Origin of the sequence: Streptomyces violaceus, from assembly GCF_036014075.1 — a bacterium.
GTDB lineage: Bacteria > Actinomycetota > Actinomycetes > Streptomycetales > Streptomycetaceae > Streptomyces > Streptomyces violaceus.
This window is the reverse complement of the sequence record NZ_CP107911.1, coordinates 7,191,527-7,207,368: the sequence shown is the minus strand read 5'-3', so window position 1 is coordinate 7,207,368 and position 15,842 is coordinate 7,191,527. Positions and strand designations below refer to the sequence as shown.

The following is a 15,842-nucleotide window of genomic DNA, read 5'->3' as shown; positions in this document are numbered from 1 at the left end:
CGGGCGGTGGGGCTTTCTTCGCCCCCGCCGCCCCTACCCGTCCCATCCCCAGGGGCTCCGCCCCTTCGACTCCGCCAGGGGGCTGCGCCCCCTGGACCCCGATCGGCCTGAACGGCCTCGTCCTCAAACGCCGGACGGGCTGGGTGGGGCAGCTATGGGCGCAGCGCACGCATCAGCAGGTCCGCCAGGTGGTCGGCCACCTGTTGGGGGCTCATGGGACCATCCGGGCGGTACCAGGTCGACAGGTGGTGGACCGAGCCGAAGTGGTAGTCGACCACCAGGTCCGCCGGGGTCGCCTTGGAGAAGATGCCCGACTCCTGGCCCTCCTCGACCAGCGCCCGGAAGCGCTCGTGGTAGCGGCGGCGCTCGGAGCGGACCTGCTTGTTCTTCTCAGGGCCGAGGTGGTGCATCGACCGCCAGAAGATCATCGCGTCGTCGAGGTTGTCGATGGTCGTCACCACGACGTCCGCGGCCGCGGACCGCAGCCGCTTCTCCACCGGCTCGTCCGCGTCCGCGACGGCGTCCAGCCGCTCCTGCTGGATGCGCAGCACGCGCGCGTACACCTCGTGCAGAAGGTCGTCCTTGGAGCCGAAGTAGTGGTACAGCGCCCCCTTGGTGACGCCGGCCGCCTCGACGATCTCCTGCACCGAGGTGCGGTCGTAACCCCGCTCGGCGAAGAGCCGGGTGGCGGCGGCCAGGAGCCGCTGAGGCACGGGGGTGCCGTCCGAGTCCGTGGTCCTGGGCACTGCCGCCACCTGCCTTTCCGTACTGCTGTCAGTTGTCTTGCGTACGGGAACGGAGTTCCCGCCGGAGGATCTTCCCACTGGCCGTCTTCGGCAAGTCGGGCAGGATCTCCACCTGGCGCGGGTATTTGTAGGCGGCCAGTCTCTCCTTGCAGTAGGCGGCGAGTGCATCCGGGTCCGTCTCGGCGTCCGGACGCAGGCTGATGTACGCCTTGACGGTCTCCCCGCGATAGCCGTCGGGCACCCCGACGACGGCGGCCTCGCGCACCGCCGGGTGCGTGTAGAGCACGTCCTCGACCTCGCGCGGCCACACCTTGAAGCCGGACGCGTTGATCATGTCCTTCTTGCGGTCCACGACGTACAGCCAGCCCTGCTCGTCCATGAAGCCGATGTCGCCGGTGCGCAGTTCGGCACCGGGGAAGGTCTCGGCGGTGGCGTCGGCGCGCCGCCAGTAGCCGGGCACGACCTGAGGGCCGCGTACGGCGATCTCGCCCTGTTCGCCGAACGGCACCTCCTCGCCGTTCTCGTCGACGATCCGTACGACCGTGTCCGGGCCGGGCAGCCCCACGGCGAGCGTCCCGGAGGCCGGGTCGACGGGCGCCTCCAGACCGGGCGGCACGGAGGCGCAGGGCGCGGTGCACTCGGTCAGCCCGTAGCCGTTGCGGATGTACGGCCCGAAACCCGCCCGGAACTTCTCCACCAGCGCGGGCGGCAGCGGGGCGCCGCCGGAGGAGATCACCCGGAAGGAGGAGAAGTGCTCACGGGTGACGGAGGGGTGGGCGGCCAGGGCCATGAAGGCCGTGGACGGGCCGACCGTGTAGTGCGGCGCGTGCTCGGCGAACGCGTCCAGCACCGTGCCCGCCTCGAAGCGGTAGGCCAGCACGAGCGTGCCCCCGCTGGTCAGACAGGCTCCGAACTGGCAGACCATGCCCGTGATGTGGAACAGGGGCGCCATCGCGAAGTACACGGGCCGCTCGGGCAGCCCCAGGCCGGTCCGCTGCCGCTCGGCGTTGTACATGATGTTGCCGTGCGTGTTGGTGGCGCCCTTGGGCGTGCCGCTCGTGCCGGAGGTGTAGCTGATCAGCGCGATGTCGGAGGGCCCGGGCGTACGGTCCGTCGGCGCCTTGTTCCCGGCTCGCGCCACCGTCACCAGGTCATCGGCGTCCGGGGCCTGCGGCAGCCGCTCGAAGGTCAGCACGCGCGCGTCGTCACGCGTCTGGAAGTCCCGCTCGCATCCGGTGAGCGCGATCCGCACGGGCGAGTCCGCGGCCGTCTCGCGCAGATACGACACCCACGCCCGGTCCGAGCAGATCAGCGCGGCCACCTCGCCGTCCCGCAGCACATGGGCCACCTCGCCCGACTTGTACATCGGGTTGACGGGCACGACGACCGCACCCGCCTTCCACGCGCCGAGCACGGCGAGCACGAAGTGCGGGGAGTTCTGGAGCAGCACCGCGACCCGGTCACCGCGCTCCAGGCCGCGCGCCGCGAGATGCCCGGCGACGGAGTCGCTGAGCTCGTCCACGTCCTGGTAGGTCAGACGGCCGTCGAAGTAGGCCAGGAAGTCGCTGTCCGGCGTCTCGGCCACCACCCGTCGCAGGGCGTGCACGAGGGAGCCGGCCGGGCTTATCGCGCCCTTCTGGGCCTCGCTGAGCAGGGCGAGCCAGGGCTTGGCCGCGTAACGGGACTCGGTCACCGGGTCTCCTCCCACTGCTGCTGGATGCGGTTCATGCCGGTCAGCCACCGGTCGGGGTCACCGGCCCGGGCCTGATAGTAGGCGGCGACCTCCGGGTGCGGCAGGATCAGGAACCGGTCCTCCTCGATGCCCTTGAGCAGGGCGTCCGCCACGGCCTCCGGCTCGATCGCGGTCGACTGGAGCACCAGGTCGCCCGCGCTGCCGGTGGCGGCCAGCATGTCGGTGCGGACGCCCTGCGGGCAGATGGCGTGGACCTTCACGCCCCGGTGCCGGTACGTCAGCGACAGCCACTCGGCGAAGGCGAGGGCGCCGTGCTTGGTGACGGCGTAGGGCGCGGCGCCGATCATGGTGAGCAGCCCGGCGGCGGACACGGTGGACACGAACCGGCCACTGCCGCGCTCCAGCCAGGCGGGCAGCAGCTCCTGAGCGGCCCGGACGTGAGCCATGACGTTGACGTCCCAGGAGGTCGCCCACGCCTTTTCGTCCAACGCCCGACCGGAATCGAGGCCGTCGAAGGCGACACCGGCATTGGCGCAGTACAGATCGACGGTCCCACCGAGCGCGTCCCGGGCGTCCCCGACGATCGCCGAGGCATCACCGGCCACGGCGACGCCCCCGACCTCGTCCGCGACGTGCTTGGCCCGCTCGGCGTCCAGGTCATTGACGACGACCCGGGCCCCCTCGGCGGCGAAGCGCCGGGCAAGCGCGGCTCCGATACCACCACCGGCCCCCGTGACAACGACTCCAGCCCCTTGAAAGGCTCCCACCATCGGTCTCCTTAGACGCGGCTCAGCAATGGCGCCAGACTAACCGGTCGGTATGTACCACGGAAGGGGCTACCGGCAACGCCCCCGAAGGGGCGCGGGGCTGTACCCGTATGCGGCTCCGCCGGTGGGCGCGACAAGCCACAGACGGCCCGCAGCCTCCCCACGGCCCGCGGAAGCGCATACCGTGCCCATGCCGACCGCCCCCGCTCAAGGAGGTCACCGCATGCGCCCTTCCAGACGAGCCGTACTCACCACCGCCACGGCGGCAGCCGTATCAGCCACCTCCACCGCAGCCGCCGCCCAGCGCCGCAGGCACCTGCGCACCGGCTTCGAACGACTCGCCCACGACGGCTACACCCTGCTCGACGGCCAGAAGGTCGGCATCGTCACCAACCCCACCGGCATCACCCGCGACGCCCGCCACATCGTCGACGTCATGCACGAGGACGACCGCGTCGGCCTCACCGCCGTCTTCGGCCCCGAGCACGGCTTCCGGGGCACCGCCCAGGCCGGCGGCTCCGAAGGCCGCTACGACGATCCCGCGACCGGCCTGCCCGTCTACGACACGTACCTCAAGAGCGGCCGGCCCCTCGCCGACATCTTCACCGCGTCCGGTGTGGACACGGTCGTCTTCGACATCCAGGACGTCGGCGCCCGCTTCTACACGTACATCTGGACGCTGTACGACTGCATGGAGGCCGCACAGCTCGCCGGCAAGCGGTTCGTGGTCCTGGACCGGCCCAACCCGGTGACGGGGCGGGCGGCGCTGGGGCCCGTGCTGCACAAGGAGTTCGCGACGTTCGTCGGGCGGCAGCCCATCTCCCAGGCGCACGGGATGACCGTCGCGGAGCTGGCGCGGCTGTTCAACGGCGAGTTCCTGAACGACCCCGTGCCGCTGGAGACCGTGCCGATGTCGGGCTGGAAGCGCTCGGAGTTCTACGACGCCTCCGGCCTGCCCTGGGTGCCGCCGAGCCCGAACATGCCGACGCCGGAGACGGCGCTGGTGTACTCGGGCACGTGCCTCTTCGAGGGCACGAACCTGTCGGAGGGGCGCGGCACGACCCGGCCGTTCGAGCTGCTGGGCGCGGAGGGCATCGACCGGCGCTGGGCGGCCGAGGCGAACGAACTCCGCCTGCCCGGCGCGAACTTCAGGGAGGCGTATTTCGCGCCCACCTTCTCGAAGTTCCAGGGCAAGACCATCGGCGGCGTACAGGTCCATGTGCACGACCGGGCCGCGTTCGACCCCGTACGCACGGGAATCGCCCTGCTCGTGACCGCCAGGCAGGTCTGGAGCGGCTTCGCCTGGCGCCCGGACAACTGGATCGACAAGCTCACCGGCTCCACGCGCGTGCGCACGATGATCGACGCGGGCGCGGACACCGACGAGGTCGTTGCGGGATGGCAGAGCGAACTGGCGGCGTTCCGGAGGATGCGGCGGGAGTACCTCGTCTACCGCTGAGCACGGCATTCCACCCCCCAATGAGCCCGTGACGTATGGCCAAGCTCCCCCGTTGGCAGGACGATGCGCCCAGATCGTGGCGTCACCCGGGGGCTAAGGTCGTGTCCGCAAAGTCCCGCCTGCCCCGCGACGCCTGGCACGCTCCCCCACTGCCTCAAGGGCGTGGGAGGTGCCCCCACTCGCCGCACCGGGCGAACTCCCAAGTACATCCAGTACGAGGGACTCCACCCGGCACGCCGAGAGCACGCACCAGACGCCGCGGGGCCGCCCTCCGGGCGGACGCCGGGACTTTGCGGACACGACATAGGGGGCCTGTCATGGCGGATCCGGCGATGAGTGTGACTCCCTACTGGGAGCTGACCTTCGACGCGGACGGGGACCCGGCGGGCCGCCAGCGGGACCGGCTGCTCGCCGGGGTGAGCGAACGGAAGGTGCGCGACCTGATCGTCTTCGCGCACGGCTGGAACAACGACCGCTCGGGCGCGACCCGGCTCTACGACCGCTTCCTCGCACCCGTCCCGCGGCTGGCCCCGACGGCCCGGGTCGGGTACGTCGGGGTGCTGTGGCCGGCGATGCGGTTCTCCGACGAACCGATCCCGGACCTGCCACGGGCCGTGGCGGCCGACGTCTCCAGGCGCCCCGTCCTCGACAAGGACACGCGGCACGCGTTGCTGGAGACCTTCCCGGGCCGGGCGATCCTAGTGGACCAGATCGCGCGGCTGCTGGAGCAGCAGCCGCCGGAGGAGGCCGAGCTGGAGGAGTTCGGGCGGCTGGTGCGGCTGCTGGTGGAGGTGGTGGCGCCCGGCCCGCAGGCGCTGTTCGCGGCGGACACGGTGGCGGAGGGGGTGCCGCAGAGCGAGCCTGAGATGTTCGCCGGATCCTCGGCGGCGGCCTGCGACGAGTTCGCGCGGGCGCTCGCGGAGCTCGAAGCGTCCGACGCGCAGCAGGGCTTCCGGCTCCCGACCCCCTGGGACGGTGCGCACGAACTGCTGCGGCAGGCGACGTACTACGCGATGAAGCGGCGCGCGGGAACCGTCGGTGAGCGCGGTCTCGGCCGGGTCGTCGGGCAGCTCGCGGCGACGGCGCCGGGCGTGCGTGTGCACCTCGTGGGGCACAGCTTCGGCGCGCGGCTGGTGTCGTTCGCGCTGCGCGGGCTCCCCGAGGGCGTGCGCACGGTGAAGTCCGTGACGCTGCTCCAAGGGGCGTTCTCGCACTACGCGTTCGCGGCCCGGCTGCCGCACGACGCGCGAGCGGGAGGGGTGCTCCAGGGGCAGCAGAACCGCATCGACGGTCCCCTGGTGTGCTGCCACTCCCGGCACGACACGGCCCTCGGCACGGTGTATCCGCTGGCCTCGCGCATGGCGGGCGACAGCCGGTCGGTCGCAGGCCTCGACCTCGGGCGGGCCCTGGGCGCGAAGTGGGGCGCGATGGGTTACGGCGGGGTGCAGGCGATGCCGGGCACGCGCGCGTACACCCTCGCCAAGGCCCTGACGGCGAAACTGCCCGGCTCGGGGTGCGTGAACGTCGACGCGTCGGCGGTGGTCAGACGCGGCGGCCCGCCGGCCGGCGCCCACAGCGACATCCTGCACGAGGAGCTGGCCCGGCTGGTGCTGACGGCGGGCCGCGTCCGCTGACCCGCCGTCAGCCACAGAGACCCTTGCGTCACCGGTGCGAGGTGAACTCCACGACCTGCTGGTAGGTCGGCCGGTTCTGCCAGCTGATCTTGCCGTGCTTGATGCCTCCGAGGGTGCGGTGGATGACCGAGTCCGCGCACCACTGGTCGCCCGCCGAGCACTGGTCGTCGCCGGGGTAGACCTGGGCAGCGGTCTTGCCGGCCGCCTCCTTCAGGGTGCTGACGAGGGTGTCACGGCAGGCACCGAGGCTGCCGTCGCCGCAGTACCTCCTGGCGAGCGGACCCTGCACCTGCTCGCCGAGCACGCCCCGGATGTCCTTGTCGACATAGCTCCACCAGCCGTACTGGAAGGAGCTTCCGGCGTGCGAGCCGGTCGGGCCGTGGCCGGCCGACGGGGACTCGTCGACGGGCAGGTTCGCGGTCATGGCCGCGTAGAGCTCGCTGCCGAGGCCCGGTTCGAACTCGGCCTTGACCAGCAGCGGCCACCAGGCGTCCAGGATGCGGATCGCGTCGGCGTCGGCGTACTTCTTGGAGCCGGCCGAGGTCTCCGTGCGCTTGCCGCCGGCCGCGACCCAGGCCTGGAGCTTGCTGACGGCGGCGGCTGTGGCGGAGTCGGTGACCGGCGAACCTGTGACGACCTTCAGCAGCTTGGGCAAGACGTCCTCCGCCCGCAGATCGGCCGTTCCCGCGTCGGCCATGGCCTTCACCAGCGAGGCCCGGGTCACCCCGCCCTGCCGGACCAGCTTCTTCACCCGGTCCTCCAGCAGGTTGCCGCGGTGCACGGACCCGTTGCCCCAGGGCGCGGTCGTGTAGTCCTTGGCCTGCTTGTTGTTCCAGGAGATGTAGTAGTCCTGGTCGATCGAGTGGGGGTGGGCGGAGGGCGGGGTGTAGTCGGCCGTGTTGGTCACCGGGTCCCAGCCCCGCCACTCGTACGCCGGCCGCGCCCACGCCGGGAACTCGGCGTCGACACCGTTCGCGCGCACCGGGTTGTCGCCGCTGTTGTAGTACGCGGTGTGCTCGGAGTCGGCGTAGAACCAGTTGAAGGTGTAGTTGATGTGCTGCACCGCCTTCTGGAAGGACTCCGGGCCCTTGACGTAGCCGGGGTCGTTCAGCATCTGGAAGCCGATGATGGAGTCGGCCTCGTGCATGAAGGACGAGCGCAGGGTGGTGTAGGCGACCTTCTTGCCGCCGACCGTCGCGCGGTACTCGACGGGGCCGTACTTCGTGCGCCAGACGCGCATCGTGTACGAGCCGGCCGCGGTGCCGTCGGCGGTGGTCGGCTTCCAGGCGTTCTTCTGCTCGATCTTCTCCATCGGCGTGCAGGTGCCGCGGTACAGGTAGTGGTAGTCGTCCTGGCACAGTTCGACGGCGTAGGTGTCGATGATGTCCTGTCCGGAGGTCGTGGCACTCCACGCGTAGTCCTGGCCGCGGCCGAGTTCGACGTACATGCTCAGGCCCGCGAAGGAGGCGCCGCGGGCGCTGATGCCCGGGCCCTGGATCTCCTGGAGCAGCAGCAGCTGCGGGGCGAAATAGCCGGTCTGGGGGCCGAACACGGCGACGGGGTGGCCGCTGGCGGTGTGCTCGCCGCCGACCACGAGGGCGTTGGACATGCCGCGCTTGGCGGACGACAGGGCCGTCTTGGCCGCCTCGCCGGACGCACCGGTGGCACTGGGGGCCGTGGCGCTGCCGGTGCGGTCGTGGACGAGCGGCTCGGGCTCCACGGAACCGGCGTCGGGCAGTGCGGTGCCCTGCGGGTCGTCGGGCTTGGTCGCGTACGGGAAGCTGCCGTCGTGGACGGTGAGGACGGCCTCCGGGTCGTTGCGCTCGCGGAAGGACTCCCAGACCTTGGTGCCCTCCGCCACGCCGTACTTCTCCTGGGCGGCGAGCAGCGAGAGCGCGTTGTTGACCTCGCCGCCCCCGCCGGAACCGAAGAGCGCGCCGATGACCGAGGCCAGCGCGACCAGATCGGTGATCTTGAAGTGCTCGATCTTCCCGGCGTTGGTGACGGAGTCCTTGTGGCCGGTGAGGACGTACTCGCCGGGGAAGTAGCGGCCGCTGTCGGAGGCGTCGATGTAGGAGTTGATGCCGTCGAGATAGGCCGTGGCGTCGGCGAGGGCCTGCTTGCCGCGCTCGCCGTTGGTGGCGACGGCGTTGTCGATCTGCGCCTGCAGATCGGCCTCGGTGTACGGGGCGTGCCGCCAGAACTGCTGCTCCAGGCCCTGGTTGGAGGGCGCGCCGCCGGCGAAGGCGGTCAGCCGGCCGCGCCCGACGTGCCGGAAGACGTCCATCAGCCACAGCCGGTCCTGGGCGGCCGCGTAGCCGGCTCCGAACTCGGTGCCGTACCGAGTGGTGCCGGTGATGTGCGGCACGCCCGTCTTCTTGTCACGGACGATCGTCACGTCGCCGCGCCCGGCGGGCTTGACGGTGGAGGCGACCTGGTCCGCCGGGACTCCGAAGGACGCGTCGTTGAAGAAGCTGTTGATCTTGTCGTTGGTGAGGCCGGTGTAGCCCTTGGCGAGATTCGCGTAGGGCCCGAGCTGGTCCTCGGCGTGCTCGGGCTGGGTGCCGAAGGCCTGGTTGAGGAGGATCTGGGCGAGGGTGGCGTTGCCGTTCTGGCCGGGCGGGAGGATGTCCGAACACTGGTTGCCGCAGTAGTCGTTCGCCACGGCCGCGGCCTGCCCGGTCGGCGTTTCCGCGGCGGCCGCCGGAGCGAGCGGCGACAAAAGTCCTGCGATCAGGGCGCATACCGAAGCGGTCTTCAGGAACCCGGGGATTCCCCGGGGAGTTCTCATTCTGCCGGGAACGGTGCGTGGGGTACGCCGTGGCATGGGGGCTCCTCGCGAGGGGGTGGCCGGATGTTACCGCCGGTATCCCCGGCTTTGAAGATGAACAAGCGTCACTTCTTGGAGTCAGCACAACAGGCACACGGACCACGGCAGTCGACTCGCGAGCCTCTTAGGTCGGCTTATGGAGGGCATTTGAAATCGGATGGAGCCGATTCGCTTGTCGATACGTCTATTCGGCGACGTCCGTACGACGACGCCGAAGTGACCGGATTACAGGTGCAGGTGTGACGGAGGTGCAGGACGATGGCCGGTTTCCGGAGTCTGGCGAGACAGGTCCGCGATCCGCGGTGCGATCTGGCTTTGCGGCGCTATTCGCTGCGCAAGTGCCTTGAGAGGTTCGCCCCTTACGGGCACAGGGCGACCTGGGACCATTTGTGCTCCCGGGCAGGGTTCGGTCCCGAGGACCGGTCCCCCGATCCAGTGCGGCTCGTGGCCGCACTGGACGAACTGGAGGAGGCGCGGGCGGTCTGGCTGGCCTACGAGGTCGAGTTCGCCGAGCGCCGCAAGAAGGAGAAGCACGACGGACTGCGCCGGCCGGGCACCGTGGACGACTGGCACCGGCTGACCTGGGGCGGTTTCGGCGTGGCGTGGTGCGACGATCCGGCGGTCCATCCCCGTGAACCGCTGGCCGAGGTGCTGCGCCGGCTGATCGCCGCGCTGGAGCGCGAACCGGGCTCGGCGTGCCCGGTGTGCGGCGGGGAGCAACTCGCCTGGAAGTACGACCTGGACCACGAACCATCGGCGGGTCCGGTCTGCACGGACTGCGGAATCCTGGTACCGCGCCCCGTGCTCACGCCCGAGTCCCTGGCGTACGCCAGGCGGGCGAGGCCGCTGTTGATGTCGGCTTGACGAACGCGGGTGCGCGGGGGGTGCGCCGGGGATGCCGCACCCCCACTGGCGTCGCCGGGACCGGCTGTCAGTGGTGAGTGGCACCATCGGGACATGGTGCAGGTGTGTCTGAACGGGGCGCGGGGAGCGGCCGACGGTGCGGCGGTGCCGCTGTCGCCCGAGGCGATGGCCGATTCGGCGGCGGAGGCCGTCGCGGCCGGGGCCACGGACATCCATGTCCATCCCAAGACACCGTGCGGGCGGGACACGTTGTCGCCGCGGGTGCTCGCGGTGACGCTGGAGGCGATTCGGGCGCGGGTGTCGGTGCCGGTCGGTGTGACGACGGGGACGTGGGCGGAGCCGGACCCTGCCGCCAGGCTGGACCGCGTCCGCGGCTGGACCGTGCTGCCCGATCATGCGTCGGTCAACTGGCATGAGCCGGGGGCGGAGGAGGTGGCCGCCGCGCTCATCGATCTCGGGGTGGGGGTTGAGGCCGGCATCTGGTCGGGGACGGACGGGGCGGAGCGGTTCGCCGTCTCACGGCTCGGGCCGAAGGTTCTGCGGGTGCTGGCCGAGGTGACGGACGCGGATGCGGAGAGTGCCGTTTCGTCTGCGCGGGCGTTGCTGTCCGACATCGGTTCTGCCCATGGCCGTCCTGTGCTGCTGCACGGGGAGGACGGGGGTGCGTGGCCTGTGCTGCGACTCGCGGGGCGGTTGGGAGTGGCTACGCGGGTCGGGCTGGAGGATGTGCTGGTGCTGCCGGACGGGAGGCGGGCCGGGTCCAACGCGGAGTTGGTGGTCGCGGGGTTGGGTGAGTACGGGGCGGGTTAGCTGCCAGGTACTCGGCGTTACTGCTGGGGCCGGGGGGTGCGCAGCTCGGCGCGACGAGGTGCCGCTGCGCCCACCCGTGCCGCCCCTAGCGGCACGCATGCCCGCAGCTGGGGCGGATGGCGTAAGCCACGACGCGCCCGCACCCGCGTACGGCGAGAAGGGGACGTGTCGGGGGGCGTCCGCCCGCAGCGGTTGGCGCGTCAACGAACAGTCAGTCGGTACGCAACCCCATCGCGCCGTTCCGAGGACGGACACCCCCCGGCACGGCCCCGACCCACCACCCGGCGTCAGGCGCTACGCGCGCCCCTTGTCCACCATCAGGCGGGAGCCCGCCCGGCGTTCGCCGAAGGCGTCGTCCGGGTTGGAGAGGACGCAGCCTTCGAGGGAGAGGCAGCCGCAGCCGATGCAGTCGGTGAGGTGGTCGCGCAGGCGGTTCAGCTGCTTGATGCGTTCGTCCAGTTCGGAGCGCCAGGCTTCCGAGAGGTGCGCCCAGTCCTCCTTCGTCGGCGTCCGCTCCTCGGGGAGTTCCGCCAACGCCTCGCGGATCGTCGCCAACGGGATGCCGACGCGTTGCGCGGCCCTGATGAAGGCGACCCGGCGGAGCGTGTCACGCGAGTAGCGGCGCTGGTTGCCGGAGGTTCGGCGACTGCCGATCAGGCCCTTGGACTCGTAGAAGTGCAACGCGGAGACGGCCGCGCCGCTCCGCGCCGCGAGCTGGCCGACCGTGAGCTCATGGATCTTCTCTGAAATCTGGGGCACCCATCGAACCCTACCCAGTCCGTTGACACGACCCCCCGCACCCGACCATGCTAAGCAGTCGCTTAGACAAACAGCATCCCTGACATGCGAGAGGCCGGGACATGGCACAGCCGAGGATCTTCACGTCCGTCGACGACCTGAAGTCGGCGGTGGGCGAGCAGCTTGGGTACACCGACTGGCTCGACATCGACCAGAAGCGGATCGACCTCTTCGCGGACGCCACCGGTGACCACCAGTGGATCCACATCGACCCGGAGAAGGCCGCCGCGGGCCCCTTCGGCACGACCATCGCGCACGGCTATCTGACCCTGTCGCTGCTCCCCCTCTTCGGGCCGCAGCTGATCGCCGTCGAGGGCGTGAAGATGGGCGTCAACTACGGGACGAACAAGGTGCGTTTCCCCGCGCCCGTACCGGTCGGTTCCCGGCTGCGCGCGACGGCCACGATCACCGGCGTCGAGGACGTGACCGGCGGTGTCCAGGTCACCGTCGCCTTCACCCTGGAACGCGAGGGCGGCGACAAGCCCGTCTGCGTCGCCGAGTCCGTGGCGCGCTACTACTTCTGAGCCGGCGCCGGCTCCCCGGCCCCGACCATCCGCAGCACGAGGTCGGCGTACAGCGCGCCGACCTCGTCCGGCGTCCACGGCCCGTCGACGTTGAACCAGCGGGCCACGTCGATGCAGAGGGAGAGCACCGCGAGGGTGGTCCCCTTGACGTCGAGCACGTCGAACTCGCCCGACGCCACGCCGTCCTCGATGACCCCGTGCACCTCGTCGTCGCACTGCCGGCGCAGCGCGAGGATCTCGGCCCGGGCGTCCGGCCCGAGCGAGTCCAGCTCGTACTGGACGACCCGGGCCGTGGTGCGTCCGCCGGCGTGCCAGCGGACGAAGGAGCCGACCGCGTCGGCCAGACGCTCGCGGGCGCTGCCCTCGCGCCGGGACGCCGTCCGCAGGATCTCCAGGGCCTTCGTGTGCCCGATCCTGCTGATGCGGTGCAGCAGCTCTTCCTTGGTCTTGTAGTGGATGTAGAGCGCGGCCGGGCTCATCCCCGCCCGACCCGCGATGTCACGGGTCGTCGTGGCGTGGTACCCGCGCTCGGCGAAGGCCTCCACCGCGGCGATCAGCAGCCGCCGCGCCGCGTCGGGCGTGACCTCGCCCCACGCCTGCGCCTCGCCGCCGGCCGTCTCCTCCGCCGTACCCATCACGTGCCCCTCTCCACTGGCAGGGCCACCACCATACCGCCGAAGGTGAGCGGTCGCTTAGTGCGGTCGCTCAGCGCTTCTCGAAAGGGGTGTACGTGGGCGTCGCCGCCGCCCCCTCCTGCCGGTCCCGGATCACCTTGGCCAGGGTGAAGGCGGAGGTGACCAGGTACAGGACGGCGACGGCGAGGAAGCCCCGGACCCAGGCGTCGGCGCTCAGCTGGTAGATGCCGATGGCGGTGGCCGCCATGGCGACCGCGAAGGAGGCGACGGCCTGGCCGTAGAAGGCGGCCGTGTTCTGCTGCTTGCCCGGTGTGTCACTCATGGGGGCAAGCTTCGGCCGAAGTGGCCCGTGCCACATCCGCCGACGTACTCAGAAGGTACTCAGAACGCCGAAACCCCCGTAAGCGCACGCCCGATGACCAGCTTCTGGATCTGGCTGGTGCCCTCATAGAGGGTCATCACGCGGGCGTCCCGCAGCAGCTTGCCCGCCGGGTACTCGTCGATGTATCCGTACCCGCCGAAGACCTGGAGCGCGTTGTTCGCGGCGCGGACGGCCGCCTCCGAGGCGAACAGCTTGGCCTTGGACGACTCGACGGCGAACGGCTGTCCGCGGTCGATCAGATCGGCGACCCGCCACGTCAGCAGCCGGGCGGCGTCGACGTCCACGGCGATGTCGCTGATCAGCTCCTGGACGAGCTGATGCCGGGCGATGGGCTTCCCGAACTGCTCGCGCTCGCCCGCGTACCGCACCGCCGCGTCCAGCGCGGCCTGCGCTATGCCGACACAGCCGGCGGCGACCGACATCCGCCCCTTGGCGAGGGCGGACATGGCGATCGAGAAACCCTTGCCCTCCTCCCCCAGCATCGCCGAGGCGGGCACGCGTACATCCTCCAGCACCAGCTCGGCCGTGGCCTGGCCGCGCAGCCCCAGCTTGCCGTGGATCGTGCGGCGCGTCAGGCCCGGTGTGTCGGTGGGAACCAGGAAGGCGGTGACGCCCTTGTGGCCCGGGGCGTCCGTGGACCGGGCGAAGAGCAGGACGACATCGGCCCAGGTGCCGTTGGTGATGAACATCTTGGTGCCGCTGAGGACGTAGTCGTCGCCGTCCCGTACCGCCCGCGTCGCGAGGTTGCCCGCGTCCGAGCCCGTGCCCGGCTCGGTCAGGCCGAAGCAGCCGACCGCCTCGCCGGACGTGAGCCCCGGCAGCCACCGGCGCCTCTGCTCCTCGCTCCCCCAGGCGGCGACGGTCTTGGCGACGAGCCCCAGCGAGACGGAGACGATGCCGCGCACGGACGAGTCGCCCCGGCCCAGCTCCTCCGTGACCAGGCAGTACGCGAGGTGGTCACCGCCGGAGCCGCCGTACTCCTCGTCGATCGTCAGACCCAGGAAGCCGACCTCGCCGAGCTTCTTGACGATCGCGCGGTCGACTTCCTCGGCGCGGTCCCAGTCGATGACGTTCGGGGTGATCTCACGCTCCACGAAGTCCCGCGCGAGCTGCCGGGCCGCGGTCTGCTCCTCGCCGAGTTCCAGGTTCACCACACGTCACCCCAGGGAAAGCCGTACGTCATTGAAAGCCGGACCTTTAAATTAGCACTGCTAGTTTCTGTCCGCAGCCCTACTATGTGCGCCATGGCCCGACCGCGCAAGCCCCTGCTCAGCACCGACCGGATCGTCGAGACGGCCCGCGCGCTCGTGGACGCGGAGGGCCTGGCGGCCGTCTCCACCCGCCGGCTGGCCGCCGAACTCGGGGTCAGCGGACCCTCGCTCTACAACCACTTCCGCACCAAGGACGAGATCCTGGAGGCGGTCGCCGACTCGGTGAGCGGCCAGGTGGATCTGACGATGTTCGAGGACGGCCGCGACTGGCGGACCGCGCTGCACGACTGGGCCGTCTCCTACCGGGCCGCGCTGCGCGACCACCCGAACATCGTCCCGGTGCTGGCCCGCGGCCCCGGCCGCCGTCCGGCGGGGCTGCGCCTCGCGGACGCCGTCTACGGCGCGATGGTCGCCGCGGGCTGGCCGCCGGCGCAGGCCACGTCCATCGGCGCGCTGATGCGGTACTTCGTGATGGGCTCCGCGCTCGGCTCCTTCGCCGGGGGCTTCGTCGACGACGCGAGCGCCTACGACCCCGCCGACTACCCCCATCTCCAGCAGGCCCATCTCCTCGCCGAGCAGCAGGAGAAGATCGACGAGCGGGCCTTCGAGACGGGGCTGACGGCCCTGCTGGACGGGCTGGCACGGCAGTACGAGCAGGTGCGGCGGACGGCGTAGGCGCACTTCGACGGGACACTTCGACGGGACACTTCGGCGGCGACCGAACGGTCCTTGTTCCATGCTGGGGCCATGACGACGAGGGACCCGCGGGCCACGGGCCTGGCACGGCTCGCCGGGCTGTTCGCGGACGAGACCCGGGCGGCGTGCCTGCTGGCGCTGCTCGACGGGCGGGCCTGGACCGCGAGCGAGCTGGCGCGGCACGCGGGTGTCGCCGCGTCGACGCTGAGCGAGCACCTGAGCAGGCTCGTCGCGGGCGGGCTGCTCGCCGAGGAGCGGCAGGGCCGGCACCGGTACGTCCGGCTGGCCGACGCGCGGGTCGCGCAGCTGGTGGAGGACCTGGCCGCGCAGGTCGCGCCGGGCACGGCCGTACGACCGCGGAGCCTGCGGGAGTCGAGCGCCGGTTCGGCGATGGCCCGGGGCCGCACCTGTTACGACCATCTCGCGGGCCGGCTCGGCATCGCGGTCACCGACGCGCTCACGGCACGCGGGCTGCTGCAGCAGGAGACCGGGTTCGCGCTCACCGACACGGGCGTGGCCTGGTTCGCGTCGGCCGGTATCGGCCTCGAGCGGCGTGGCCGGCGACCCCTGGCGCGTGCCTGCCTCGACTGGACCGAACGCCGGCCCCATCTCGCGGGCGTGGCGGGCGCAGCCCTGTGCCGGCACGCCCTGGACACGGGGTGGTGCGTGCGCATCGGCTCCGAGCGGGCCGTGAAGGTGACGGCGGCCGGTGAACAGGCCTTCCTCGATCTGCTGGGCGTGGAGACGGCGGCGCTGCGCTGACCCCGAAGCCTGGCCGGACAATCCCCGATAA

Annotated in this window: 15 protein-coding genes; 7 read left to right on the top strand and 8 right to left on the bottom strand. The window is 71.2% G+C overall.

What is annotated here, in order from left to right; genetic code table 11:
* Window positions 1-152: 152 nt before the first annotated feature.
* Genes OG542_RS32425 through OG542_RS32415 form a run of 3 tightly spaced genes read right to left on the bottom strand, consistent with a single transcriptional unit; the run spans window position 153 to window position 3,209 of the window.
* On the bottom strand, window positions 153-746 hold the full coding sequence (locus OG542_RS32425) for a TetR/AcrR family transcriptional regulator (RefSeq protein ID WP_193480361.1): 594 nt from the start codon (window positions 744-746) through the stop codon (window positions 153-155).
* A 28-nt stretch (window positions 747-774) separates the two neighbouring features.
* Window positions 775-2,439 (bottom strand): class I adenylate-forming enzyme family protein, encoded by a 1,665-nt coding sequence (locus OG542_RS32420; RefSeq protein WP_328415472.1) that lies wholly within the window; start codon window positions 2,437-2,439, stop codon window positions 775-777.
* Entirely contained in the window at window positions 2,436-3,209 is a 774-nt protein-coding gene (locus OG542_RS32415) for an SDR family oxidoreductase (protein ID WP_328415470.1), read from the bottom strand. The genes OG542_RS32420 and OG542_RS32415 overlap by 4 nt, the downstream gene beginning before the upstream one ends.
* A 220-nt stretch (window positions 3,210-3,429) precedes the next feature.
* Here OG542_RS32415 and OG542_RS32410 point away from each other — a divergent pair, with 220 nt between their 5' ends.
* Both OG542_RS32410 and OG542_RS32405 read left to right on the top strand, forming a co-directional pair.
* On the top strand, window positions 3,430-4,665 hold the full coding sequence (locus OG542_RS32410; protein ID WP_328415468.1) for an exo-beta-N-acetylmuramidase NamZ family protein: 1,236 nt from the start codon (window positions 3,430-3,432) through the stop codon (window positions 4,663-4,665).
* 317 nt (window positions 4,666-4,982) lie between these two features.
* A complete protein-coding gene (locus OG542_RS32405; protein WP_328415466.1) occupies window positions 4,983-6,299 on the top strand; it encodes a serine-threonine protein kinase in 1,317 nt (438 codons plus the stop codon).
* A gap of 28 nt (window positions 6,300-6,327) precedes the next feature.
* On the opposite strand, the gene OG542_RS32400 is transcribed toward OG542_RS32405, so the two are convergent.
* Window positions 6,328-9,126, bottom strand: a complete 2,799-nt coding sequence (locus tag OG542_RS32400) for a penicillin acylase family protein (RefSeq protein WP_328415464.1) — start codon at window positions 9,124-9,126, stop codon at window positions 6,328-6,330.
* 261 nt (window positions 9,127-9,387) lie between these two features.
* Here OG542_RS32400 and OG542_RS32395 point away from each other — a divergent pair, with 261 nt between their 5' ends.
* Window positions 9,388-9,993 (top strand): hypothetical protein, encoded by a 606-nt coding sequence (locus OG542_RS32395; RefSeq protein WP_193480367.1) that lies wholly within the window; start codon window positions 9,388-9,390, stop codon window positions 9,991-9,993.
* 93 nt (window positions 9,994-10,086) lie between these two features.
* Window positions 10,087-10,803: a 3-keto-5-aminohexanoate cleavage protein gene (locus tag OG542_RS32390; RefSeq protein WP_328415461.1), complete on the top strand. Its 717-nt coding sequence runs from the start codon at window positions 10,087-10,089 to the stop codon at window positions 10,801-10,803.
* A gap of 294 nt (window positions 10,804-11,097) precedes the next feature.
* On the opposite strand, the gene soxR is transcribed toward OG542_RS32390, so the two are convergent.
* The gene (gene soxR / locus OG542_RS32385) at window positions 11,098-11,562 is read right to left on the bottom strand and encodes a redox-sensitive transcriptional activator SoxR (protein ID WP_193480369.1); all 465 of its coding nucleotides are present in this window, start codon (window positions 11,560-11,562) and stop codon (window positions 11,098-11,100) included.
* Window positions 11,563-11,663: 101 nt separating this feature from the next.
* On the opposite strand from soxR, the gene OG542_RS32380 reads away from it, so the two are divergent.
* Window positions 11,664-12,125: a MaoC family dehydratase gene (locus OG542_RS32380; protein WP_189726631.1), complete on the top strand. Its 462-nt coding sequence runs from the start codon at window positions 11,664-11,666 to the stop codon at window positions 12,123-12,125.
* Here OG542_RS32380 and OG542_RS32375 read toward each other — a convergent pair.
* The 3 genes from OG542_RS32375 to OG542_RS32365 all read right to left on the bottom strand — a co-directional run bounded on the left by OG542_RS32375 (window position 12,116) and on the right by OG542_RS32365 (window position 14,293).
* Entirely contained in the window at window positions 12,116-12,760 is a 645-nt protein-coding gene (locus OG542_RS32375; protein WP_193480370.1) for a TetR/AcrR family transcriptional regulator, read from the bottom strand. The genes OG542_RS32380 and OG542_RS32375 overlap by 10 nt on opposite strands.
* Window positions 12,761-12,830: 70 nt before the next feature.
* Window positions 12,831-13,082 carry a YiaA/YiaB family inner membrane protein gene (locus OG542_RS32370; protein ID WP_193480371.1) on the bottom strand — a complete coding sequence of 84 codons (252 nt, stop codon included), beginning with the start codon at window positions 13,080-13,082 and terminating at the stop codon, window positions 12,831-12,833.
* Window positions 13,083-13,141: 59 nt separating this feature from the next.
* Window positions 13,142-14,293, bottom strand: coding sequence for an acyl-CoA dehydrogenase family protein (locus OG542_RS32365; RefSeq protein WP_328415459.1), 1,152 nt, complete (start codon window positions 14,291-14,293; stop codon window positions 13,142-13,144).
* Window positions 14,294-14,386: 93 nt separating this feature from the next.
* Here OG542_RS32365 and OG542_RS32360 point away from each other — a divergent pair, with 93 nt between their 5' ends.
* Window positions 14,387-15,028: a TetR/AcrR family transcriptional regulator gene (locus tag OG542_RS32360; protein ID WP_261683994.1), complete on the top strand. Its 642-nt coding sequence runs from the start codon at window positions 14,387-14,389 to the stop codon at window positions 15,026-15,028.
* Window positions 15,029-15,100: 72 nt separating this feature from the next.
* Window positions 15,101-15,811, top strand: a complete 711-nt coding sequence (locus OG542_RS32355; protein ID WP_311124843.1) for an ArsR/SmtB family transcription factor — start codon at window positions 15,101-15,103, stop codon at window positions 15,809-15,811.
* The last annotated feature ends 31 nt before the right edge of the window (window positions 15,812-15,842 follow it).